The following is a 25,500-nucleotide window of genomic DNA, read 5'->3' as shown; positions in this document are numbered from 1 at the left end:
AAGCTTGGCGGCGTCCTACTCTCACAGGGGGAAACCCCCAACTACCATCGGCGCTGAAGAGCTTAACTTCCGTGTTCGGTATGGGAACGGGTGTGACCTCTTCGCTATCGCCACCAAACCTGATGGAGAGAATGTTCTCTCAAAACTAGATAACAACGTTCATTTTTCACATTAGAATATAGGTTAAGTCCTCGATCTATTAGTATCTGTCAGCTCCACGTGTCACCACGCTTCCACCTCAGACCTATCAACCTGATCATCTTTCAGGGATCTTACTTCCTTGCGGAATGGGAAATCTCATCTTGAGGGGGGCTTCATGCTTAGATGCTTTCAGCACTTATCCCGTCCGCACATAGCTACCCAGCGATGCCCTTGGCAGAACAACTGGTACACCAGCGGTGCGTCCATCCCGGTCCTCTCGTACTAAGGACAGCTCCTCTCAAATTTCCTGCGCCCGCGACGGATAGGGACCGAACTGTCTCACGACGTTCTGAACCCAGCTCGCGTACCGCTTTAATGGGCGAACAGCCCAACCCTTGGGACCGACTACAGCCCCAGGATGCGATGAGCCGACATCGAGGTGCCAAACCTCCCCGTCGATGTGGACTCTTGGGGGAGATAAGCCTGTTATCCCCGGGGTAGCTTTTATCCGTTGAGCGATGGCCCTTCCATGCGGAACCACCGGATCACTAAGCCCGACTTTCGTCCCTGCTCGACTTGTAGGTCTCGCAGTCAAGCTCCCTTGTGCCTTTACACTCTGCGAATGATTTCCAACCATTCTGAGGGAACCTTTGGGCGCCTCCGTTACATTTTAGGAGGCGACCGCCCCAGTCAAACTGCCCACCTGACACTGTCTCCCTGCCCGATAAGGGCAACGGGTTAGAAGGTCAATACAGCCAGGGTAGTATCCCACCGATGCCTCCACCGAAGCTAGCGCTCCGGTTTCCAAGGCTCCTACCTATCCTGTACAAGCTGTACCAACATTCAATATCAGGCTGCAGTAAAGCTCCACGGGGTCTTTCCGTCCTGTCGCGGGTAACCTGCATCTTCACAGGTACTATAATTTCACCGAGTCTCTCGTTGAGACAGTGCCCAGATCGTTGCGCCTTTCGTGCGGGTCGGAACTTACCCGACAAGGAATTTCGCTACCTTAGGACCGTTATAGTTACGGCCGCCGTTTACTGGGGCTTCAATTCGCACCTTCGCTTACGCTAAGCGCTCCTCTTAACCTTCCAGCACCGGGCAGGCGTCAGCCCCTATACTTCGCCTTACGGCTTCGCAGAGACCTGTGTTTTTGCTAAACAGTCGCCTGGGCCTATTCACTGCGGCTTCTCGGGGCTTTAACACCCTAAGAAGCACCCCTTCTCCCGAAGTTACGGGGTCATTTTGCCGAGTTCCTTAACGAGAGTTCTCTCGATCACCTTAGGATTCTCTCCTCGCCTACCTGTGTCGGTTTGCGGTACGGGCACCTCTCACCTCGCTAGAGGCTTTTCTTGGCAGTGTGGAATCAGGAACTTCGCTACTAAATTTCGCTCGCCATCACAGCTCAGCCTTCACGGGAAACGGATTTGCCTATTTCCCAGCCTAACTGCTTGGACGCGGATATCCAATACCGCGCTTACCCTATCCTCCTGCGTCCCCCCATTGCTCAAATGGTGAGGAGGTGGTACAGGAATATCAACCTGTTGTCCATCGCCTACGCCTTTCGGCCTCGGCTTAGGTCCCGACTAACCCTGAGCGGACGAGCCTTCCTCAGGAAACCTTAGGCATTCGGTGGACGGGATTCTCACCCGTCTTTCGCTACTCATACCGGCATTCTCACTTCTAAGCGCTCCACCAGTCCTTCCGGTCTGACTTCACTGCACTTAGAACGCTCTCCTACCACTGTTCGTAAGAACAGTCCGCAGCTTCGGTGATACGTTTAGCCCCGGTACATTTTCGGCGCAGAGTCACTCGACCAGTGAGCTATTACGCACTCTTTAAATGGTGGCTGCTTCTAAGCCAACATCCTGGTTGTCTAAGCAACTCCACATCCTTTTCCACTTAACGTATACTTTGGGACCTTAGCTGGCGGTCTGGGCTGTTTCCCTTTCGACTACGGATCTTATCACTCGCAGTCTGACTCCCAAGGATAAGTCATCGGCATTCGGAGTTTGACTGAATTCGGTAACCCGGTAGGGGCCCCTAGTCCAATCAGTGCTCTACCTCCGAGACTCTTACCTTGAGGCTAGCCCTAAAGCTATTTCGGAGAGAACCAGCTATCTCCAGGTTCGATTGGCATTTCACCCCTACCCACACCTCATCCCCGCACTTTTCAACGTGCGTGGGTTCGGGCCTCCATTCAGTGTTACCTGAACTTCACCCTGGACATGGGTAGATCACCTGGTTTCGGGTCTACGACCACGTACTCATGCGCCCTATTCAGACTCGCTTTCGCTGCGGCTCCGCATCTTCTGCTTAACCTTGCACGGGATCGTAACTCGCCGGTTCATTCTACAAAAGGCACGCCATCACCCGTTAACGGGCTCTGACTACTTGTAGGCACACGGTTTCAGGATCTATTTCACTCCCCTTCCGGGGTGCTTTTCACCTTTCCCTCACGGTACTGGTTCACTATCGGTCACTAGGGAGTATTTAGCCTTGGGAGATGGTCCTCCCGGATTCCGACGGAATTTCACGTGTTCCGCCGTACTCAGGATCCACTCTGGAGAGAACAACATTTCAGTTACAGGGCTGTTACCTTCTTTGGCGGGCCTTTCCAGACCTCTTCGCTTATATCGTTCCTTTGTAACTCCGTATAGAGTGTCCTACAACCCCAAGAGGCAAGCCTCTTGGTTTGGGCTGTTCCCGTTTCGCTCGCCGCTACTCAGGGAATCGCATTTGCTTTCTCTTCCTCCGGGTACTTAGATGTTTCAGTTCCCCGGGTATGCCTTCTCATACTCTATGTATTCAAGTATGGATACTACTCCATTACGAGCAGTGGGTTTCCCCATTCGGAAATCTCCGGATCAAAGCTTGCTTACAGCTCCCCGAAGCATATCGGTGTTCGTCCCGTCCTTCATCGGCTCCTAGTGCCAAGGCATCCACCGTGCGCCCTTTCTAACTTAACCATTTCTTACTTTAGAAAGAATCACTATGTGTGATGAACTTTGCATTGCATTCAATGTGAATGTATTACTTATTGTTATCTAGTTTTCAAAGAACACGTTGGTGGAGCCTAGCGGGATCGAACCGCTGACCTCCTGCGTGCAAGGCAGGCGCTCTCCCAGCTGAGCTAAGGCCCCGATTTAATAGAAGATGGTGGGCCTGAGTGGACTCGAACCACCGACCTCACGCTTATCAGGCGTGCGCTCTAACCAGCTGAGCTACAGGCCCATCTTTCATATCGAAGATATGATGTTGTAGGATCTTTTGCAAGTTCCTTCAAAACTAAACAAGACGAAAAACGTACGCTGCTCCATATATCCTTAGAAAGGAGGTGATCCAGCCGCACCTTCCGATACGGCTACCTTGTTACGACTTCACCCCAATCATCTGCCCCACCTTCGGCGGCTGGCTCCATAAAGGTTACCTCACCGACTTCGGGTGTTGCAAACTCTCGTGGTGTGACGGGCGGTGTGTACAAGGCCCGGGAACGTATTCACCGCGGCATGCTGATCCGCGATTACTAGCGATTCCAGCTTCACGCAGTCGAGTTGCAGACTGCGATCCGAACTGAGAACAGATTTGTGGGATTGGCTAAACCTTGCGGTCTCGCAGCCCTTTGTTCTGTCCATTGTAGCACGTGTGTAGCCCAGGTCATAAGGGGCATGATGATTTGACGTCATCCCCACCTTCCTCCGGTTTGTCACCGGCAGTCACCTTAGAGTGCCCAACTGAATGCTGGCAACTAAGATCAAGGGTTGCGCTCGTTGCGGGACTTAACCCAACATCTCACGACACGAGCTGACGACAACCATGCACCACCTGTCACTCTGTCCCCGAAGGGAAAGCCCTATCTCTAGGGTTGTCAGAGGATGTCAAGACCTGGTAAGGTTCTTCGCGTTGCTTCGAATTAAACCACATGCTCCACCGCTTGTGCGGGCCCCCGTCAATTCCTTTGAGTTTCAGTCTTGCGACCGTACTCCCCAGGCGGAGTGCTTAATGCGTTAGCTGCAGCACTAAGGGGCGGAAACCCCCTAACACTTAGCACTCATCGTTTACGGCGTGGACTACCAGGGTATCTAATCCTGTTCGCTCCCCACGCTTTCGCTCCTCAGCGTCAGTTACAGACCAGAGAGTCGCCTTCGCCACTGGTGTTCCTCCACATCTCTACGCATTTCACCGCTACACGTGGAATTCCACTCTCCTCTTCTGCACTCAAGTTTCCCAGTTTCCAATGACCCTCCCCGGTTGAGCCGGGGGCTTTCACATCAGACTTAAGAAACCGCCTGCGAGCCCTTTACGCCCAATAATTCCGGACAACGCTTGCCACCTACGTATTACCGCGGCTGCTGGCACGTAGTTAGCCGTGGCTTTCTGGTTAGGTACCGTCAAGGTGCAAGCAGTTACTCTTGCACTTGTTCTTCCCTAACAACAGAGCTTTACGATCCGAAAACCTTCATCACTCACGCGGCGTTGCTCCGTCAGACTTTCGTCCATTGCGGAAGATTCCCTACTGCTGCCTCCCGTAGGAGTCTGGGCCGTGTCTCAGTCCCAGTGTGGCCGATCACCCTCTCAGGTCGGCTACGCATCGTCGCCTTGGTGAGCCGTTACCTCACCAACTAGCTAATGCGCCGCGGGTCCATCTGTAAGTGACAGCCGAAACCGTCTTTCATCCTTGAACCATGCGGTTCAAGGAACTATCCGGTATTAGCTCCGGTTTCCCGGAGTTATCCCAGTCTTACAGGCAGGTTACCCACGTGTTACTCACCCGTCCGCCGCTAACATCCGGGAGCAACCTCCCTTCTGTCCGCTCGACTTGCATGTATTAGGCACGCCGCCAGCGTTCGTCCTGAGCCAGGATCAAACTCTCCGAAAAAGTACAAAACCGAAGTTTTGTTTTTCGTCAGCGTTTGACTGACTACCTATGATGTATCATAGGATTTTTTTATAAAAACTCGAATTAACAGGTACGTTTTGTCTTGTTTAGTTTTCAAAGAACTTGTTTGTCACTCTCTCAAAGCGACCACTTAAATATATCATATATCTCTATCAATAGTCAACATTTTTCTTGAAAAACATTTTATTTTTTTAAGAAGTTTTTGTTATGAAAGAGATAAAAAATAGAGCCTCTTTTTGCTCCTTTGAAAGATTAACACATATCTATGAAAAAAGCATTATAAACTTCAAAAAAAATCATGTTTTTTCAAAAAAAAATAAAGCCGGTGAAAAACCGGCTTTATCTTTACTCAGATTGCTCTTGATCTGACTCTACATTTTCTACGTTTTCTTCACTATTCTCTTCATCGTCTTCTGGTGATTGTTCTACTAATGCCACTGTAGCGACATGTTCATCATCACCTAGACGGATCAGACGGACACCTTGAGTGACTCGGCCTGTTGTGGAGATATCTGAAACAGCCATACGGATGATGACACCACTACCTGTAATAATCATCAAGTCTTCTTCAGCTTCAGCGTTAGTCGCCTTCACTGCAACAAGCGGACCGTTGTTGTCAGTGATCTTGCACGTTTTCAGACCTTTACCACCACGGCTTTGGACACGATATTCTTTTTCAGGCGTTAATTTACCATAACCTTTTTCAGTTACGATCAATACATTTGCATCTGGCTCAAGGATTTCCATTCCAACGACGATGTCATCCTCAGAAAGTGTGATCCCTTTAACTCCAGCTGCTGTACGTCCCATTTCACGAACATCTGTCTCGTCGAAACGAATGAGCATTCCTTTTTTCGTTCCGATGATGATTTGTTTTTCACCATTGGTTAAACGAACAGCCATCAATTCATCTTCATCACGCAGGCTGAGTGCAATCAAACCGTTGTTACGGATGTTTGCAAATTGAGACAATGACGTTCGTTTCGATACACCGTGTCTTGTTGTAAAGAAGAGATACGAATCTTCATCAAATTCGCTGACTGGAATAATGGCGTTTATCCACTCTCCCTTTTCTACTTCAAGAAGGTTAATAATCGGAATCCCTTTCGCTGTTCGTCCGAATTCAGGGATCTCATAGCCCTTCGCTCGATAGACCTTCCCTTTATTAGAGAAGAAGAGAATCGTATCGTGCGTAGATGTTGAGATCAGCTGTTCAACGAAATCATCTTCGTTGGTTCCCATTCCTTGTACACCTTTACCGCCTCTTTTTTGACTGCGGTATGTTGATGCAGGCAGGCGCTTAATATAACCATTATGAGTCAGTGTGATCACAATATTTTCAACAGGAATCAAATCTTCGTCTTCGATTGTTTCTATACCCGCTGTCACAATTTCTGTGCGGCGCGTATCATTGAAGCGTTCTTTGATTTCTGTTAATTCTTCTCTAATGATTTCTAGAACTTTCTCATTGTCTGCTAGAATGGCTTTCAATTCAGCAATCAATTCAACAAGCCCTTTGTATTCATCTTCTATTTTCTCTCTTTCTAAACCAGTCAAACGCTGGAGTCGCATATCGAGAATGGCCTGTGCTTGTTTTTCAGACAAGCTATAGTTTTCCATCAAACCATTTCTTGCAATTTCAGCAGTTTGAGAGCCTCTAATTAAGGCAATGACCTCATCTAAGTGATCAAGCGCAATTCTTAAGCCTTCTAAAATATGAGCTCTTGCTTCCGCTTTACGCAATTCATACGCCGTTCTTCGACGAATGATCACTTTCTGATGCTCAAGGTAATATTCAAGACATTGTTTGAGAGACAACACTTTCGGCTGTCCATCAACAAGTGCAAGCAAGTTAATACCGAAGGACGTTTGAAGTGTCGTTTGTTTATAAAGATTGTTTAATAGAACATGGACGTTTGCGTCTCTTCGCAGTTCAATGACAATTCTCATTCCATTACGGTCAGATTCATCACGAAGATCTGTAATGCCATCAATCTTTTTATCACGGACAAGGTCAGCGATTTTTTCGATCAAACGAGCTTTATTAACCTGGTAAGGAATCTCGTTGATGATAATGCGCTGCTTACCACTAGATGTTTCTTCGATATTTGACTTTGCACGTAATGTAATAGAGCCGCGTCCTGTTTCATACGCTTTACGAATACCGCTTCGGCCAATGATTTGTCCAGCAGTTGGGAAGTCTGGACCTGGAATGATGTCCATTAGTTCCTGTGTCGTCATTTCAGGATTTTGACTAATTGCCAATACCCCATCAATCACTTCACCTAGTTGGTGAGGCGGGATATTCGTTGCCATCCCTACAGCGATTCCAGTTGCCCCGTTCACTAATAAGTTCGGGAACCTAGCAGGCATAACGACTGGCTCTCTTTCACTGCCATCGTAGTTATCTTGATAATCAATGGTGTCCTTTGTGATATCGCGCAGGATCTCCATCGAAATTTTAGATAGACGTGCCTCGGTATAACGCATGGCTGCTGCACCGTCTCCATCGACAGAACCAAAGTTCCCGTGCCCTTCAACCAGCATATTACGATAGTTGAAATCTTGCGCCATCCGAACCATCGCTTCATATACAGCGCTATCACCGTGAGGGTGGTACTTACCGATAACTTCCCCAACGATACGTGCAGATTTCTTAAATGGTTTATCACTTGTCATACCTAGGTCATTCATCGCATACAAAATTCTTCGATGCACGGGCTTCAATCCGTCTCGCACATCTGGTAATGCACGCGAAACAATAACACTCATTGCATAATCTAAAAAGGACGTACGCATTTCATGGCTAATATTCACTTCGCGTACATTTGGTGTATGTTGTTCACTCACTATAAGAACCTCCCTTTACGTATCACATGAAATAAATTATGTGGGAGTAAATATGTATTTATCTTCACAAGACTATTCTCCATTATATCAATAATCTTGCCTTTATACACATTTATTTACTAGAAAATCGACGAAACGCAGAAAACCAGGACATTCGTTTCACGCCCCTGTTTCTTGAAAAACAACCTTATTCCAAACAAGAAATAAGGTTGCTCTCAAGGGGGGATACCTATCTAAATATCAAGATTTTTTACGTATTGTGCATTTTCTTCGATAAAGTTACGTCTCGGCTCTACTTTATCTCCCATTAGCATTTCAAAAGTCTCATCAGCATCGATTGCATCCTCAAGTGTCACTTGAAGAAGTGTTCTCGCATCAGGATCCATTGTTGTTTCCCAAAGCTGAGTAGCATTCATCTCTCCAAGACCTTTATAACGCTGAAGTCCAGGTTTCGGTGTTTGAGGCAGTGTTTTTAACAGTTCATCTAGCTGTTTATCGTTATACACGTATTCAACACGCTTTCCTTGCTGCACTTTATATAAAGGCGGCTGTGCAATATACACATAACCGTTTTCAATGATTTCACGCATGTAGCGATAGAAGAATGTTAGGAGTAGCGTCCGAATATGCGCTCCATCAACATCAGCATCAGTCATGATCACAATTTTGTGATAACGTGCTTTCTCTAAAGTGAAGTCTTCTCCGATTCCAGTCCCTAGCGCTGTAATCATTGAACGAACCTCGTTGTTAGATAAAATTTTATCTAGTCGTGCTTTTTCAACGTTTAGGATCTTCCCTCTTAACGGTAAGATCGCTTGGAAATGTCGATCACGACCTTGCTTAGCAGATCCGCCCGCAGAATCTCCCTCTACGATATAAAGCTCAGAGATGGAAGGATCTTTAGAAGAACAGTCTGCCAGTTTCCCAGGCAAGCTAGAGACTTCCAGTGCACTTTTACGTCTTGTCAGCTCACGTGCCTTTTTGGCAGCCATTCTTGCACGAGCTGCCATCACACCTTTCTCCACAATTTTCTTTGCAGCATCAGGGTTCTCTAGGAGGAATTTCTCAAGTGCTTCGGAGAAGAGGGAGTCGGTAATGGTTCTTGCTTCTGAGTTACCGAGCTTTGTCTTCGTTTGTCCTTCGAATTGAGGGTCTGGATGTTTGATAGAGATAATGGCTGTTAAGCCTTCTCGTACATCTTCACCGCTCAAATTCGAGTCACCATCTTTGAATACGCCATTTTTACGAGCATAATCATTGATCACACGCGTCAGACCTGTTTTAAAGCCTGCTTCATGTGTTCCGCCTTCATATGTGTTGATGTTGTTGGCGAAAGAATAAATATTGCTTGTATAGGAATCGTTGTATTGCAGTGCAACTTCAACGGTGATTCCGTCTTTTTCACCCTCGATGTAAACTGGTTCTTCATGAACGACTTCCTTCGAGCGATTCAAATGTTCTACATAGCTCTTAATACCGCCTTCATAGCAGTATTCGTTTCTTCGCTCTTTGCCTTCACGTAAGTCTTCAATGATGATGTTGACGCCTTTTGTTAAGAAAGCTAACTCACGTACACGGTTAGCAAGTGTGTCGTAATCAAATTCAATGGTTTCAGTGAAAATTTCTGGATCTGGCACAAAATGAGTGGTTGTCCCTGTTACATCTGTTTCACCAATGATCTCTAAATCTCCAACTGGAACACCGCGTTTGAATTGTTGATAATGAATTTTCCCATCACGGTATACGGTCACGTCTAAGGTCGTAGATAACGCATTAACAACAGATGCCCCTACACCATGCAAACCGCCAGATACTTTATAACCGCTGCCGTCAAATTTACCACCAGCGTGAAGAACCGTCATAATCACTTCTACAGCAGGACGTCCCATTTTCTCATGAATCCCAACAGGAATTCCGCGGCCGTTATCTTTCACTGTGATGCTATTATCTTTTTCAATTTGCACTGTAATGTCTGTACAATAACCAGCTAAAGCCTCATCAATACTGTTGTCGACAATTTCCCATACAAGATGGTGAAGTCCTTTTGCACTGGTTGACCCAATGTACATTCCTGGACGTTTTCTAACCGCTTCTAGTCCTTCGAGCACCTGTATCTGATTTTCATCATAACTATTATGTTGCTGTTCCATTGCCACGTACATTCACCTACACTTTTCTTAAACGATATATTTATATGAATTGAGCTTTTAGACTTCAATTTCAATCACAAATGAAGCACGTTTTTTGAGCGTGCTTGAGGAAAGAGGAGAGTAATAAACAGATTTAGTTGTGACGACGATGGATTTGGGTGTCCCTTGTGACAACGAAATGATTTGTTCTTCTTGTTTTTGAAGAAATTCCTCTACAACAGAAGATGACCTCATTTTGTAATCAACAATTGCGACAATCTCTCGTGTAGAAACAACACAATCATCACCTAAATGAATATACAAGACCCACACCTCATTTATCAGTCAATTACTTTTCCACTGGCTACTCTGAAAATTTCCGCTTCTTTCAAGGTGGCGTGATCGATGCCTTCAACACTCGTAGTGGTGACGAAGGTCTGTACACGTCCCTGAATGGTATGGAGCAAATGAGACTGTCTGTAATCATCAAGTTCAGATAAAACATCATCGAGCAGAAGAATTGGGTATTCACCGATTTCTTCATGAATCAGATCAATTTCTGCCAGCTTTAGTGAAAGAGCTGTTGTTCTTTGCTGCCCTTGAGAGCCATATGTCTGAACATCCCGACCATTCACAAAGAAAAGAAGATCATCTCTGTGAGGCCCCCATAGCGTCACCCCTCGGTCTATTTCTCTGTCTCTTAGTTTCTGAAACGATTCTTCATAGCTATTTTTTATTTTCGACAAGTCTGACGCTTCTGATACCTCTATGGCCGTCTGGTATTGGAGCGTGAGCGTTTCCAGCTCTCTTGAAATCCCAAAATGCAGCGGCTGCGCCCATTTTTCGAGCTGTTTCGTAAAAGTCAGTCGTCTTTTGACAACCTTCGCTGCCGCATCAATCAACTGCTCTGTTAAAATCTCCAGCATCGCTTGATCCGTTTGCTTTCTTGTTTGCAATTGTTTCAAGTAATGATTTCGCTGAGTGAGGATTTTTTGATAGAGCGATAAATCATGCAAGTAGACAGCAGACACTTGTCCAATCTCCATGTCGAGGAATCTTCTGCGGATTTGCGGGCTACCTTTCACAAGGCTGAGATCCTCTGGTGCAAACATGATGGTGTTCAAGGCACCAACATAATGACTGAGTTTCTGTTGTTCAATGTGATTGACCTTGCCCTTTTTTCCTTTTTTTGAGATCACGAGCTGCATGGGGAGTGGACCATTTTTTTTGATGACTCTACCTTCTATTTTAGCATAGTCTTCGTCCCATCGGATAAGTTCTTTATCATTTGACGTACGATGAGACTTTGCCATCGACAATACATAGATCGCTTCCATCAGGTTCGTTTTACCTTGGGCGTTCTCACCAATCATCACATTCACCTTATTGTCGAATTGAAGCTCGGTGTGTTCATAGTTTCGGTATGAAGTTAACGCCAGACTTTGAATGTACATGTATTGTCACCCGTTTCTAATTCACAACTTGAAATGTGCCGTGACCTTCTATCTCGACAACATCACCTGGGTATAATTTGCGTCCCCGTCTATTATCTGGCTCTTGATTGATGAACACCTCATGTTCACTTAAAAACCACTTCGCCATTCCACCAGATTGAATGACTTCGGCTAATTTCAAAAACTGCCCTAATGTAATCATTTCTGTTTCAATCGTTATCAGATTAGGCATTGTATCGACCTCTTTCAATATCACTAATATCTAATTGTACTAAAAAACAAGACAAGAAGGAAAGGGGGAAAGCGAACTGGGATGAAAGAAAGCTGAGGAAACGAGGAAAAAAGCTGCTGTGCGCTCACACAGCAGCCATTTTAGACCAAATTAATACGTTCTAACTGGAAGAATCAATTGCAAAATGGAATCATCATTTGGCGTGCGTAATAGGAATGGTCTCATTGCGCCAGTGAAACTGACATGAATCTCTGTTCCCTCTAAAACCTTTAAAGCATCAAGCATATATTTCGGGCTGAAAGAGATTTTGAGATCCTCCCCTTTAATGTCATCTGCTTGCACCGTTTCAACTACTTTACCGATTTCAGGCGAATTAGAAGAGATTTCAAGGCTTTGCGCAGGATCAGCAGAAAGCTTCACAACGTTGTTACGCCCTTCTCTTGCTAAAAGTGACGCGCGATCAATCGCTTGAAGGAATTCTTTCGTATTCACCACTACATCCGTTTTACTTTCTTGCGGAATGAGGCGAGCTGTATCTGGGTAATTACCATCCAGCAATCTTGAGAAGAATAGCACGTTCTGTGCTTTAAAGAGAACCTGCGTCTCCGTAATGACGATGCTTACAAGATCTTGTCCATCATCAAGAATTTTACTTAGCTCTGTTAAACTCTTTCCTGGAATGACCACATTGTACGAGCTTTCCTCGTTAATATCCAACTTCGCTTTTCTTAAAGCAAGACGATGGCTATCCGTTGCTGTGCATATTAATTCACCTTTTTCAACCTTCCAGTTTACACCTGTCAAGATAGGTCGTGTTTCTGAGGTGGACACTGCGAAAACCGTTTGACGGATAAGGTTTTTAAGCAAATCTGTTGGAATTTGAAAAGCATGATGCTCTTCAATTTGTGGCAGATGCGGATATTCTTCAGCATCTAAACCGTTTAAATTAAATTCTGCTGAACCAGAGCGGATGATGGTCAGATGATTTTGTTCTACCTCAATTTCGACAGTAGACATAGGCAGTTTCTTAACGATTTCGCTAAAGAAGCGGGCTTGCAGCACAATACTTCCCGGTCGATCAATTGTAATGACTTCTAAATCTCCATCTCTTTGAGGAATAAAAGATTCGATTGAGATATCAGAATCGCTCCCTGTGAGAGAAACCCCTTCATCAGATGCAACAATTTTAATCCCTGTCAAAATAGGAATCGTTGTTCTAGAGGATACGGCCTTTAATACATCTTGGACACTTTCAACAAGACGATCTTTTTGAATCGTGAATTTCATAGTGGTCCTCCTAATTTTTCTTAATGACATATATATATTTATTTAATAAAAATCGTAGAAGTACTAGTAGGGCTTGTGAATATGTGGATAAGTCAGTAGAAAGAAAGGAAAGACAGCCTATCCACATGTGGACAGACTGTGTATGACTATGCTCTAGTTATTCACATTTTCCCGTACTTATTATATCAGCTAGGTTATTTTAATTGTTCTTTTATTTCTTTGACATGCTGCTGAAGCTGTTCATCCTCAACCATTAATTTCGAAATCTTCTCATGAGCATGAATGACAGTCGTATGATCACGACCTCCAAATTCTTCTCCTATTTTAGGCAGAGAGGAGTCGGTCATTTCTCTAGAGAGATACATGGCAATTTGTCTTGGATAAGCAACTGACTTCGTACGTTTCTTCGCTTTGAAATCCTCTAAACGAATATTAAATTGCTGCCCTACAATTCTTTGAATATCTTTAATTGTAATCACCTTAGGTTTCGATGAAGGAATGATGTCCTTTAGGGCTTCAGCTGCTAGATCAGCATTGATGTCTTTATTGATTAAAGAAGAGTAAGCAACAACACGAATCAAAGCACCTTCCAGTTCCCGAATGTTGCTGTCAATTTGATTGGCAATATAAAGCATGACTTCATTCGGAATGTCTAAACCTTCTGCTTTTGCTTTTTTACGTAAGATCGCAATACGCGTTTCTAGATCTGGTGGGGTAATGTCTGTAATTAAGCCCCATTCGAATCGAGAGCGTAATCTGTCTTCAAGTGTCGGAATTTCCTTTGGCGGCCGGTCACTAGAAATGACGATTTGCTTACTTTCTTCGTGAAGTGTGTTGAATGTATGGAAAAACTCTTCTTGTGTTTGTTCTTTTCCTGCTAAAAATTGAATATCATCTATCAAAAGCACATCTACATTCCGATAGCGATTACGGAAATCGACTGCTTTGTTGTCCCGGATTGAGTTGATAAATTCATTTGTAAATTTTTCAGATGATAGATAGACCACTTTGGCTGATGGATTATGGTCGATGACGTAATGACCGATCGCATGCATTAAGTGAGTCTTTCCTAAACCAACGCCCCCATAAATAAAAAGCGGGTTATATGCTTTTGCTGGTGCTTCTGCGACTGCAAGTGAAGCTGCATGAGCAAAACGGTTGCCTGAACCAATAACAAAAGTATCAAATGTATATTTTGGATTCAGCATATTTTGTGGAATTTCAACGGGTTCTTCTTTCGACATTTTTTTGATTGGAGATTTTGGCATGGCTTCCTCTTCGTCCTGATTTTGAGGAATGATAAATTTGATGCTGAGCTCTTCGCCTGTCAGTTCATAGATGGTATCTGCAATTAAGTGAAGGTATCTTGACTCGAGCCAATCCCTCGCAAATTCATTAGGTGCAGTAATAGTCAGCGTATCTCCTTGAAGAGAATGGGCTTTAGTGGATTTCATCCATGTTTCAAAACTAGGTTTGCTCAATTTTGTCTCTATTTTTTGAAGTGCTTTATTCCACAGATCCAAAATATTTTCCATAAGGCTTCTCCCCCTCCTTTTCTTTTTAAAATGACCAGTATCAAACTGTTATAGAACACGAAAAAGAGCAAATGGTCATCACCATTCGTGCACATACTTTGTTGAAAACAATTAATATAGTAGAAAAACGTCTTTTCGACAAATTACACAGGTTGTGGATAAACAATTCAACAAGCTGTGTAATAACTTTCCACAGGTTATCCACAAATTGTGGATAAGATAAATAGGCCAGATAAGTAATTAAGAGTTAAAACACAAATATAATATCAAAATAAACAAGATGGTGCAATGGGTGTCACAAACTTATCCACACACTTTACATCCTGTTGAAAAATAATTATCCACATAGGTTATTTGTGTGAAAAAAATGTCGATAATGGATGTGGATAGTCAAAATATGCCGGAAAAATATCCACAACCTTGTTTTGAAGGTTTTTTTGAAGGAAAAAAAGAATAAAATGCTGGAAACTAAAAAAGAAGGTTTCTTCACTTGATAACTTGTGTTATGCTTATAAGGTTGATAATAAGAGTTTTATCATTGATATTGACAATCGATGGGTTACACAAATATAATGAGTTAGACTGTCTTAAACAGCTATTCCTCAGGGAGGTGTCATAAATGAAAAGAACGTTTCAACCAAATAACCGTAAGCGTAGTAAAGTTCATGGCTTCCGCAGCCGTATGAGTTCTAAAAACGGACGTCTAGTTTTAAAGCGACGCCGCAGCAAAGGTAGAAAAAAATTATCAGCTTAGGCCACTGAATAATGTCAGTGGTCTTTTTTACATAAAATCGTAAATGAACTGTCAGTTTTTATCGGAGTGGAAGAAAACATGAAGAAGCGAAACAGGCTAAAAAAAAATGAAGAGTTCCAAACAGTGTTCAAAAAAGGTCAATCAATGGCTAATCGCCAATTCGTCATTTATCAGCTGGACCAACCAAATCAAGAAGAACTGCGTTTAGGATTGTCTGTCAGTAAGAAGATAGGTAATGCAGTGATAAGAAACCGGATTAAACGATTGATCCGTCAGGTGTTCTTAGAGGAAGGTCATAAGCTAAAGCAAGAAAAAGACTACATTGTTATCGCACGAAAACCAGCAAGCGAATTGACCTTTGAAGAAACAAAGAAGTCTCTCCAGCATTTATTTAGAAAATCCGCTGTTTATCAACAACAACCGAAAAAGTCTTCGTAATAGAAACTTTCGTTGAATCAATTTTTAAAAGCGCTTCCTTCATCTAGTGAATTAAAATGAAACCACCACTTTGTAATGAAAAAATGTTACCATACTGATTAGGTGAGTCACTTTCGTAATCAATTCCAACTTAAATAAAGTTTGAAGTAATGGGAGGAATCTTGTTGAAAAGGCGATTATTACTAATATTTAGCTTGATTGGCGTGTTGGTTCTATTGGCAGGATGTACACAAATCAATGAACCAATCACATCAGATAGTAAGGGATTCTGGAATTCTTACATTGTATACCCGCTATCTCAATTAATCACTTACATGGCAAACTTAACTGGTGAAAACTATGGTGTAGCGATTATTATTGTAACTCTTTTAATTCGTTTGCTCATTTTACCATTAATGATTAAACAATTAAGAAGTACAAAAGCAATGCAAGCACTTCAGCCAGAACTAAAGAAGCTTCGTGAAAAATATAGTTCAAAAGATCAAAAAACACAGCAGCAGCTTCAACAGGAAACAATGGCTCTTTTCCAAAAGAATGGTGTAAATCCATTAGCAGGGTGTTTCCCAATCTTAATTCAAATGCCAATCTTAATTGGTTTTTATCATGCGATCATGAGAACAGCTGAAATCAAGAAACATACTTTCTTATGGTTTGACTTAGGCAGTCCAGATCCATTATTCTTGTTACCGATTATTGCAGGTGTAGCTACTTTTATTCAGCAGAAGCTAATGATGGCTGGAAATCCCTCGGACAACCCTCAAATGGCGATTATGCTTTGGGTGATGCCGATTATGATCATTGTATTTGCAATCAGTTTCCCAGCGGCACTTTCACTGTACTGGGTTGTAGGTAACATTTTCATGATCATTCAAACTTTGGTCATTAAAACACCTCAAGTAAAAGTTGATACAAAAGAAAAAGCTGGCGGGAACAAAAAATGAAGGAAATAACTGCTGTCGGTCGCACAGTCGAAGAAGCAGTAGATTCCGGACTGAAACAAATTCAACTACTACAAGAAGAAGTGGATATCACAATAGTAGATGAAGGAAACAAAGGGTTTTTAGGATTATTTGGTAAAAGACAAGCTGTTGTCAAGTTAGTAGAAAAGCGAGATGCGCTCAAATTAGCAACACAGTATTTAGATAAAATTGTTAAATCAATTGATCCTAAAGCAAACATTGTTTCGAAAAAAGAAACGAAAAAGATCTCTTTTCACATTGATGGAGACAAAACTTCATTAATGATTGGAAAAAGAGGACAAACACTGTACTCTTTAGAAACCTTGGTGCAGTTAGTGTTTAATCGTTATTCTGATCAGTATCATCATATTACAATTGATATTGGAGATTATAGGAAGAAACGACAAGAAGCACTTGAACAATACGCAATCAAAACGGCAAATCGTGTTTTAAAAACGAAGAGAAAGGTTCATTTAGAACCGATGCCTTCGAATGAACGAAAAGTCGTTCATGATACGATTGCAGCATTTTCTAAAGAACTTGCCACGGCATCCGAAGATACAGGCACCAAGCGTCATGTTGTGATGCTTTATAAAAAATAGCAGAAAGGCTAAGATTCAGCAAAGCTGGATTTTAGTCTTTTTTTATTGAAAAATTACCTTTTAATAGTAGATATCTCCTTTATTTCTAAAAAGTTAGTGTGTTATTTAGATCGAAAACGTCATTTTCCCTTAGTTGCAAAGGGAGAAGGGCGTTTTAATTTATTGGATTTAGGTGTAAGATGTGAAGACAAGTTTAGAACGTCGTTATTCACATGTGGATAAGTTAAGTGTTAAAATAGACAGGGTGCAAAACTGTGGATAATTAAATGTGGGCTACTTTCGCTTCGCATGCATTTATGGTATCTTTAAATTTTGGATTAAGCGTTTTTGATATAGAGATGGGCAACGTCCATTTAATAGATATAAGACTGTCTATTGAATAGAGAAAGAGGTGAATGAGCGGTGGATACAATTGCAGCAATTTCTACACCAATGGGTGAAGGGGCAATTGCCATTATACGTTTAAGTGGGCCTGATGCAGTTCAGATTGCTGATCGCATGTATAAGGGGCCTAAGGAGAAAAAACTTGTATCAGTGGATTCTCATACAATTCATTATGGTCATATTGTAGATTCAAGTACCGAGCAAGTGATAGAAGAGGTCATGGTGTCTGTATTAAGAGCGCCAAAAACATTTACGAGAGAAGACGTTATTGAGATCAACTGCCATGGCGGAATTGTCACGGTCAATAAAGTCTTGCAGCTTGCTTTAAAAGAAGGAGCGAGATTAGCGGAGCCAGGTGAGTTTACAAAACGTGCTTTCCTAAATGGAAGAATCGACTTGTCACAAGCAGAAGCCGTAATGGACTTGATTCGTGCAAAAACTGACCGTGCGATGAATGTCGCAATTACTCAAATGGAGGGACGTCTCTCCGGTTTGATTAAACGTCTTCGTGGTGAGATATTGGAGACACTTGCCCATGTAGAAGTGAATATTGATTATCCAGAGTATGACGATGTTGAAGAAATGACACATCGAGTCTTAGTTGAAAAGGCGACATCTGTGAAAAAGGAAATTGAATCGCTTCTAACGACTTCACAGCAGGGGAAAATCCTACGTGAGGGCTTATCTACTGTTATTATTGGAAGGCCAAATGTTGGGAAGTCTTCCTTATTAAATAGTCTTGTTCAGGAAACAAAGGCGATTGTGACCGATATTCCTGGAACAACCAGAGATGTCATCGAGGAATATGTGAATGTAAGAGGAGTACCGCTCCGTTTAGTAGATACTGCGGGTATACGTGAGACTGAAGACATTGTTGAGCGTATTGGGGTCGAGCGATCAAGACAGGTCTTAAAAGAAGCTGACCTGATTTTACTTGTGCTCAATTATAGTGAAGAGTTATCTGAGGAAGATATTAAGCTATTTGAGGCTGTCTCAGGTATGGATATTATTGTGATTGTCAATAAGACAGATCTTGAGCCTAAACTTGATGTAGAAAAGGTAAAAGAGTTAGCGAAGGATCGTCCGGTTGTTACAACATCTTTATTACAAGAAAAAGGGATTGATGAGCTTGAAATGGCCATTCAATCTTTATTCTTCACAGGCTCAATTGAAAGTGGAGATTTAACGTATGTGAGCAATACTAGGCATATTGCGCTCCTTCAAGAAGCAAAACAATCGATTGAAGATGCTCTAGAAGGAATTGAAATGGATGTACCGATCGACATTGTTCAAATAGATTTAACACGCTGCTGGGAGCAGCTAGGTGAAATTATTGGGGATGCTGTTCATGAAAGCTTAATCGATCAGTTATTCTCTCAATTCTGTTTAGGAAAGTAAAGGGAGGAACAAAAGAAATGGGTTATGAAGCTGGCCAATATGATGTAATCGTCGTCGGTGCCGGTCATGCTGGTGTTGAGGCTGCTCTTGCTTCTGCAAGACAGGGCGCCAAAACACTTGTATTGACCATCAATCTCGATATGGTTGCTTTTATGCCATGTAATCCGTCCGTAGGAGGTCCCGCTAAAGGGATTGTCGTCAGAGAAATTGATGCGCTAGGCGGGGAAATGGCACGAAATATAGATAAGACGCACATTCAAATGCGTATGCTGAATACTGGAAAAGGACCTGCTGTCCGTGCGTTAAGAGCGCAAGCAGATAAGTTTCAATATCAGCACGAAATGAAAAAAACAATGGAAAATGAACCAAACCTAACAATGCTACAAGGGATGGTAGACCATTTAATTGTAGAAGATGATGAATGTAAAGGTGTTGTGACTCAAACAGGTGCAAATTATCGCGCGAAATCTGTTGTTCTAACGACTGGTACTTTCTTAAAAGGCCGCATTATTTTAGGGGATCTTTCTTATTCAAGCGGTCCTAATAATCAGCAGCCTTCCATTAAATTATCGGATCATCTAGCAGAATTAGGATTCGATTTGGTTCGCTTTAAAACTGGGACACCACCACGAGTAAACAGCCACTCGATTGATTATAGTAAGACGGAAATTCAACCAGGTGACGATGTACCACGTGCGTTTTCTTATGAAACTGTGGAATATATTACAGATCAATTACCATGCTGGTTAACATATACGAGTTTAGAGACTCATCAAATTATTGATGAGAATCTTCACCGTTCTCCTATGTATTCAGGTATGATTAAAGGAACAGGTCCTAGATACTGTCCGTCTATTGAGGATAAGGTGGTTCGTTTTAACGATAAACCGAGACATCAAATTTTCTTAGAGCCAGAAGGCCGTAATACGCAAGAAGTGTATGTTCAAGGTTTATCTACAAGTCTGCCAGAGGATGTACAGCAGCGAATGCTGTCAACCATTCCAGGGCTTGAAAATGTACAAATGATGCGAGCTGGTTATGCCATTGAGTATGATGCGATTGTGCCTACACAATTGTGGCCGACACTTGAGACGAAGAAAATTTCTGGATTATATACAGCTGGCCAAATTAATGGTACCTCTGGTTATGAGGAAGCAGCAGGTCAAGGAATTATGGCAGGTATCAATGCAGGAAGAAAAGCATTGGGTAAAGAAGAAGTCATTTTAAGCCGATCTGATGCATATATCGGTGTTCTCATTGATGATCTTGTCACGAAGGGTACAAATGAACCTTACCGTCTCTTAACCTCTCGTGCAGAGTATCGTTTACTTCTGCGTCATGACAATGCTGATTTAAGATTAACTGAACTTGGATATAACATTGGTTTAATTTCTGAAGAGAGATTCCAAGCATTCACACAGAAAAAAGAGGCCATTGAAGCAGAGAAAAAACGTTTATATTCTGTCATTATTAAACCTACAGCAGAGACACAGGAATATATCCGTTCTCTTGGTGGAAGTGAATTGAAGGACGGTATTCGAGCAAGTGATCTGATGAAGCGTCCAGAGATGAACTATGAATCTGTTGTGAAACTAGCTCCTGTTGACACACCGCTTCCTGCTGATGTGTGTCAACAGGTAGAGATTCAAATTAAATATGAAGGTTATATTGAAAAGTCGCTCCAACAAGTTGAAAAGCTGAAAAAGATGGAAAACAAAAAGATTCCGGATCGAATCGATTATGATGCCATCAAAGGGATTGCAACTGAAGCGAAGCAAAAGCTAAAAGAAGTCCGACCGCTTTCTGTTGCACAGGCTTCTCGTATTTCAGGCGTTAACCCTGCTGATATTTCTATCCTTTTAGTGTATTTGGAGCAGGGACGTATTGCGAAGATAGCAGAGTAGAAAGGATGTCGGCATGAACATTGAACAATTTACAGCAGCACTAGAGGAGAAAGGGATCACTCTTTCTCCAGTGCAGCTTGAACAATTTGAAACTTACTTCCATATGCTTGTAGAATGGAACGAGAAGATGAATTTAACGTCCATTACAGAAAAGGAAGAAGTATATTTAAAGCATTTTTATGACTCGATATCAGCAGCATTTTTTATTGATTTTCACAATGTGACAACAATTTGTGATATTGGAGCTGGTGCTGGTTTTCCAAGCATTCCTCTTAAAATTTGTTTCCCTCATCTACATGTGACCATTGTTGATTCTCTCCAGAAACGCATTACGTTTCTCAATGAGTTAGCAAAAGGGTTAAACTTACAAGATACTACTTTTTATCATGATCGTGCGGAGACCTTTGGGCAACGTAAAGATCAACGTGAAAGCTATGACCTTGTCACCGCTAGAGCAGTTGCGCGCTTATCTGTCTTGAGCGAACTATGCCTGCCTCTTGTGAAAAAGGAAGGATTGTTTGTTGCATTAAAAGCATCTGCTGCAGATGAAGAGATGCAAGCAGGAAAAAAAGCCGTTACTGTCCTCGGAGGAGAGGTTGTTGAAAAGCATTCCTTTGTTCTTCCTTTAGAAGAAAGCGAACGGAACATCATTGTCATTGAAAAGAAAAAACAAACACCAAAAAAATATCCTAGAAAACCAGGAACACCTAATAAATCACCAATAGAGGGTTGATCATGTAAAAGGTCGGTTTTTCTTCAATATTTATGATTTTACAGAAGGAAAAAACATGAGAAAATAGAATTATAAAAAGGTAGTTTTTAAAGGTGGTGTAGGTTCATGAAGCATTCACTCTCACGCTTCTTCGGGCTTGGTGACAAAGAACATCCTGAGCGTGATACCGAAATAGAGGCAGAGATTGCTGAGCATGAAACATTAAAGGAAGAGATACAGGAGCTCCCGGTTGACACAATTATGCCTAACCGTTTTCAGCCACGCACCATTTTTTCAGAAGAAAAGATACAAGAGCTGGCCACAACCATTCATACCCATGGCATTATTCAACCGATTGTTGTTAGACCAACAGAAGAAGAAGGAAAATATGAACTGATCGCCGGTGAAAGACGTTGGAGAGCGGTACAAACTCTTCAATGGGAGAAGATCCCCGCTATTATAAAAGATTTTACTGATACGGAAACGGCATCTGTGGCATTGATTGAAAATTTGCAAAGAGAAGAGCTGTCTGCAATTGAAGAGGCTCATGCTTATGCACGTCTTTTAGAGCTTCATGATTTAACGCAAGAAGCGCTTGCTCAGCGTTTAGGTAAGGGACAATCGACTGTTGCAAACAAACTAAGACTTTTAAAGTTGCCTGAAGAGGTACAGCAAGCCATTTTGGAGAAAAAAATCTCAGAGAGACATGCCCGTTCACTTGTACCTCTAAAGCTGCCAGAATTACAGATCACGCTGTTGCAGGAAATCATCGAAAAGCAGCTGAATGTGAAACAGACTGAAGAGCGTGTAGTGAAGATGCTTGAACAAAAAACAGATCGCAAACCGAAGCCGAAACGTAAGGCGTTTAGCCGAGATACGCGAATTGCGATGAATACCATTCGTCAGTCTCTCCACATGGTAGAAGACAGCGGACTTAAAATAAATACCGAGGAAGAAGAATTTGAGGAATATATCCAATTAACGATTCGAATTCCTAAATAGAAAGAAGCTGATGAGCATTACTCGTCAGCTTTTTTGTCTTTCTCTCCCTTCAATTCATGATATTTACTTATTATTAATTAATTGGTAAAATATGATTTTCATAGTAGAAGGGAGGTGACATGTAACCGATGAAAATGAAAAAGACTATTTTTGCTATTATCTGTTATTTACTAATCTCTTTTTCTCTTTTTTCAAATGAAACGACTGTGTTTGCTGTGAGCACGTCAACGAATCATGAGACCCATTCAGCGGAAGAAACGATTACGAAAGAAGAACTGAGTACTCTGAAGAAACAAGGTGTGGTTTCGAAAGATGTAACGGTTCAACAATTAAATCAAGAGCAAGCGTCTCAGGACGATGCGATCGATGTGATCACAGCTGATGATGATTTGGAGAACTATGGTTTAAGGCAAAACAAACAGGATGAAATGGTAACAAATGAAAGGCCGAATACCATTCGCCATCTTTTTGGTAAACCGTATCCTGGAACCGATATTATGCCTCAAAAAGGGGATATATTGGTGACGAGCACTGGTGCTTTGAATGGTTTAATTGGTCATGCAGGCATCGTCATTAATGAGAAAAGCTATGCATCCATTCCTGGGTTCCGGCAGCATCCCAATATTGATTCCATTCAAAGCTGGTTCCGCTATAGTGCCAATACAAAGGTGATTCGGATTAATCATCAGGAAAAGGCTGATTTAGCTGGGGATTGGGCGCACGATTACGTGAAAGACCATCCGAAGGCTCGATATTCGATCACTATGTCTATTCAATCTTTGGACCCTACATATTGTTCAAAGATTGTATGGCAGGCCTACGCGAAAATCGGGGACGCTGTTGGACATGCGACATTTACCATTAAAGCACCCTATGGGTTTTTGAAAAAGAAAAACTATAAAACAGTGACACCTAAAGTCATTGTAAGCGAAGGCAGAAAAATTGGCGGGCTAAACTTTTGATTGTATCTCCCTCACTTTTATGAAAGTGGGGTTTTTTTGTCTCGTTATTTTCTTTTAAAAGATATATTAATATATCTTTTAAACGCATTTTTATGCATCTATCCATGTACGGAAACACAGATTCATTCACGAATTTATAATGGGGGAACAAAAAAAGCAAACGTTTCATACTTTTTTTGATAGAATAGGAAGTATGAATGAATGAGAAACTTGTTAAGTTGAAAGTGGGTGACATCGTGGGGAAAATCATAGCGATTACCAACCAGAAGGGCGGCGTTGGGAAGACGACAACTTCTGTTAATTTGGGTGCGTGTTTAGCATACATAGGAAAACGAGTGTTGTTAGTTGATATTGATCCGCAGGGAAATGCCACGAGTGGTATTGGGATTGAGAAGGCCGACGTAGAGAAGTGCGTGTACGATATTTTAGTAGACGATGCAGATGTACTTGATGTGATTAAGACGACAGAGGTCGAAAATCTTGATGTCATTCCTGCGACGATACAGCTTGCAGGGGCTGAAATAGAGCTTGTGCCTACAATCTCACGTGAAGTGAGGCTGAAGAGAGCACTTGAATCTGTGAAGCAGAATTATGATTATATGATTATTGACTGCCCGCCATCACTTGGACTACTGACGATTAATGCGTTAACTGCATCCGATTCTGTTTTAATACCGGTTCAGTGTGAATATTATGCGCTTGAAGGATTGAGTCAATTGTTGAATACGGTTCGTCTTGTGCAGAAACATCTAAATACCGACCTTGCCATTGAAGGTGTCTTACTGACAATGCTGGATGCAAGAACAAACCTTGGAATCCAAGTCATCGAAGAAGTAAAAAAATACTTTAGAGATAAAGTCTATCAGACTGTGATTCCGAGAAATGTAAGACTAAGTGAAGCGCCTAGTCATGGGAAACCTATAATCTTGTATGATCCACGTTCAAGAGGTGCAGATGTCTATTTAGACTTAGCAAAGGAAGTGGATGCGAATGGCTAAAGGTCTTGGAAAGGGTATTAATGCGCTATTTAACAATGTAGATTCCAATGAAGAAACTGTCGAAGAAATTAAGTTGAAGGATTTGCGCCCGAACCCTTATCAGCCAAGGAAAACGTTTGATGATGATGCATTGTCTGATCTCAAAGAATCGATTCAGCAGCACGGTGTTTTACAGCCGATTATTGTTCGTAAATCGATTAAAGGATATGACATTGTCGCAGGAGAACGCCGGTTCCGTGCAGCACAACAAGCTGGTTTGACAACGATTCCTGCGATCGTCAGGGAATTTTCAGAAACACTGATGAGGGAGATCGCTCTTTTAGAAAACTTACAGCGCGAGGATTTATCTCCATTAGAGGAAGCAGAAGCCTATGCCTCCTTACTAGATCACTTAAGTGTGACTCAAGAGGAATTAGCCAAGCGGTTAGGAAAAAGTAGACCGCATATTGCGAACCACCTTCGTCTATTAACATTACCGGATGAAGTACAAAAGCTGATTGCGGATGGAACATTATCCATGGGACATGGACGCACGCTGCTTAGTTTGAAAAACAAAAAGAAGCTGGCGCCATTGGTAAAGAAGGTCGTGGACGAAGGATTGAATGTCCGTCAGGTTGAGAAACTTGTTCAGCAATTAAATGAAAATGTTCCACGTGAAACAAAGAAAAAAGAAGCACCAAAGGATCGCATGTTGAAAGAAAGAGAATCTTTCTTACAAAATTACTTTGGTACTTCAGTGACGATCAAGAAACAGAAGAAAAAAGGGAAAATTGAGATTGAATTTCTCTCAAATGAAGATTTAGAAAGAATCCTTGAATTGCTTTCTACGAGAGAATCATCGGAATGACCATCTTGATAT

General features: G+C 42.2%; 18 protein-coding genes, 2 tRNA genes and 3 rRNA genes. 11 read left to right on the top strand and 12 right to left on the bottom strand.

The window, feature by feature from the left end:
- Positions 1–2 precede the first annotated feature (2 nt).
- The 12 genes from rrf to dnaA all read right to left on the bottom strand — a co-directional run bounded on the left by rrf (position 3) and on the right by dnaA (position 14,528).
- A 5S ribosomal RNA gene (gene rrf / locus M2353_RS19645) occupies positions 3–118 on the bottom strand.
- A gap of 61 nt (positions 119–179) precedes the next feature.
- A 23S ribosomal RNA gene (locus M2353_RS19640) occupies positions 180–3,110 on the bottom strand.
- Between the two features lie 98 nt (positions 3,111–3,208).
- Positions 3,209–3,284 (bottom strand) — tRNA-Ala (locus M2353_RS19635).
- A 14-nt stretch (positions 3,285–3,298) separates the two neighbouring features.
- Positions 3,299–3,375, bottom strand: a tRNA-Ile gene (locus tag M2353_RS19630).
- Positions 3,376–3,471: 96 nt separating this feature from the next.
- Positions 3,472–5,020, bottom strand: a 16S ribosomal RNA gene (locus M2353_RS19625).
- The 16S, 23S and 5S rRNA genes sit together here with 2 tRNA genes alongside, the layout of an rRNA operon.
- A gap of 366 nt (positions 5,021–5,386) precedes the next feature.
- Positions 5,387–7,891 carry a DNA gyrase subunit A gene (gene gyrA, locus M2353_RS19620; RefSeq protein ID WP_017359864.1) on the bottom strand — a complete coding sequence of 835 codons (2,505 nt, stop codon included), beginning with the start codon at positions 7,889–7,891 and terminating at the stop codon, positions 5,387–5,389.
- A 233-nt stretch (positions 7,892–8,124) separates the two neighbouring features.
- On the bottom strand, positions 8,125–10,041 hold the full coding sequence (gene gyrB / locus M2353_RS19615; protein WP_024718422.1) for a DNA topoisomerase (ATP-hydrolyzing) subunit B: 1,917 nt from the start codon (positions 10,039–10,041) through the stop codon (positions 8,125–8,127).
- 57 nt (positions 10,042–10,098) lie between these two features.
- Positions 10,099–10,344: an extracellular matrix regulator RemB gene (remB, locus tag M2353_RS19610; protein ID WP_024718423.1), complete on the bottom strand. Its 246-nt coding sequence runs from the start codon at positions 10,342–10,344 to the stop codon at positions 10,099–10,101.
- Between the two features lie 17 nt (positions 10,345–10,361).
- Complete coding sequence (gene recF / locus M2353_RS19605) at positions 10,362–11,474, bottom strand: DNA replication/repair protein RecF (RefSeq protein WP_007497487.1); 1,113 nt, start codon at positions 11,472–11,474, stop codon at positions 10,362–10,364.
- Between the two features lie 16 nt (positions 11,475–11,490).
- Positions 11,491–11,706, bottom strand: coding sequence for a S4 domain-containing protein YaaA (gene yaaA / locus M2353_RS19600; protein WP_008347598.1), 216 nt, complete (start codon positions 11,704–11,706; stop codon positions 11,491–11,493).
- Between the two features lie 150 nt (positions 11,707–11,856).
- Complete coding sequence (gene dnaN / locus M2353_RS19595) at positions 11,857–12,993, bottom strand: DNA polymerase III subunit beta (protein ID WP_008347596.1); 1,137 nt, start codon at positions 12,991–12,993, stop codon at positions 11,857–11,859.
- A gap of 194 nt (positions 12,994–13,187) precedes the next feature.
- Positions 13,188–14,528, bottom strand: coding sequence for a chromosomal replication initiator protein DnaA (gene dnaA, locus M2353_RS19590; protein WP_024718426.1), 1,341 nt, complete (start codon positions 14,526–14,528; stop codon positions 13,188–13,190).
- Positions 14,529–15,147: 619 nt separating this feature from the next.
- Here dnaA and rpmH point away from each other — a divergent pair.
- The 11 genes from rpmH to M2353_RS19535 all read left to right on the top strand — a co-directional run bounded on the left by rpmH (position 15,148) and on the right by M2353_RS19535 (position 25,488).
- Positions 15,148–15,282: a 50S ribosomal protein L34 gene (gene rpmH, locus M2353_RS19585; protein WP_008360908.1), complete on the top strand. Its 135-nt coding sequence runs from the start codon at positions 15,148–15,150 to the stop codon at positions 15,280–15,282.
- A 78-nt stretch (positions 15,283–15,360) separates the two neighbouring features.
- The gene (gene rnpA / locus M2353_RS19580; RefSeq protein WP_008347592.1) at positions 15,361–15,720 is read left to right on the top strand and encodes a ribonuclease P protein component; all 360 of its coding nucleotides are present in this window, start codon (positions 15,361–15,363) and stop codon (positions 15,718–15,720) included.
- 158 nt (positions 15,721–15,878) lie between these two features.
- A complete protein-coding gene (gene spoIIIJ / locus M2353_RS19575; protein ID WP_089374159.1) occupies positions 15,879–16,661 on the top strand; it encodes a YidC family membrane integrase SpoIIIJ in 783 nt (260 codons plus the stop codon).
- Positions 16,658–17,281 carry an RNA-binding cell elongation regulator Jag/EloR gene (jag, locus tag M2353_RS19570; protein WP_284725953.1) on the top strand — a complete coding sequence of 208 codons (624 nt, stop codon included), beginning with the start codon at positions 16,658–16,660 and terminating at the stop codon, positions 17,279–17,281. The genes spoIIIJ and jag overlap by 4 nt, the downstream gene beginning before the upstream one ends.
- A 402-nt stretch (positions 17,282–17,683) precedes the next feature.
- On the top strand, positions 17,684–19,063 hold the full coding sequence (gene mnmE, locus M2353_RS19565) for a tRNA uridine-5-carboxymethylaminomethyl(34) synthesis GTPase MnmE (RefSeq protein ID WP_039169035.1): 1,380 nt from the start codon (positions 17,684–17,686) through the stop codon (positions 19,061–19,063).
- Positions 19,064–19,080: 17 nt separating this feature from the next.
- Positions 19,081–20,967, top strand: coding sequence for a tRNA uridine-5-carboxymethylaminomethyl(34) synthesis enzyme MnmG (gene mnmG / locus M2353_RS19560; protein ID WP_284725952.1), 1,887 nt, complete (start codon positions 19,081–19,083; stop codon positions 20,965–20,967).
- 13 nt (positions 20,968–20,980) lie between these two features.
- Positions 20,981–21,700, top strand: a complete 720-nt coding sequence (gene rsmG / locus M2353_RS19555; protein WP_007497477.1) for a 16S rRNA (guanine(527)-N(7))-methyltransferase RsmG — start codon at positions 20,981–20,983, stop codon at positions 21,698–21,700.
- A 105-nt stretch (positions 21,701–21,805) separates the two neighbouring features.
- Positions 21,806–22,681 carry a nucleoid occlusion protein gene (gene noc / locus M2353_RS19550; protein ID WP_024718432.1) on the top strand — a complete coding sequence of 292 codons (876 nt, stop codon included), beginning with the start codon at positions 21,806–21,808 and terminating at the stop codon, positions 22,679–22,681.
- 128 nt (positions 22,682–22,809) lie between these two features.
- Positions 22,810–23,643 carry a YiiX/YebB-like N1pC/P60 family cysteine hydrolase gene (locus M2353_RS19545; protein WP_284725951.1) on the top strand — a complete coding sequence of 278 codons (834 nt, stop codon included), beginning with the start codon at positions 22,810–22,812 and terminating at the stop codon, positions 23,641–23,643.
- A gap of 236 nt (positions 23,644–23,879) precedes the next feature.
- Positions 23,880–24,641, top strand: a complete 762-nt coding sequence (soj, locus tag M2353_RS19540; protein WP_008360890.1) for a sporulation initiation inhibitor protein Soj — start codon at positions 23,880–23,882, stop codon at positions 24,639–24,641.
- Positions 24,634–25,488, top strand: coding sequence for a ParB/RepB/Spo0J family partition protein (locus M2353_RS19535; RefSeq protein ID WP_017359871.1), 855 nt, complete (start codon positions 24,634–24,636; stop codon positions 25,486–25,488). The genes soj and M2353_RS19535 overlap by 8 nt, the downstream gene beginning before the upstream one ends.
- The last annotated feature ends 12 nt before the right edge of the window (positions 25,489–25,500 follow it).

Origin of the sequence: Bacillus aerius, assembly GCF_029894105.1 — a bacterium.
Classification (GTDB): domain Bacteria; phylum Bacillota; class Bacilli; order Bacillales; family Bacillaceae; genus Bacillus; species Bacillus altitudinis.
Note: the sequence above shows the minus strand (reverse complement) of the source record. Positions and strands in the feature narration are given on the sequence as shown.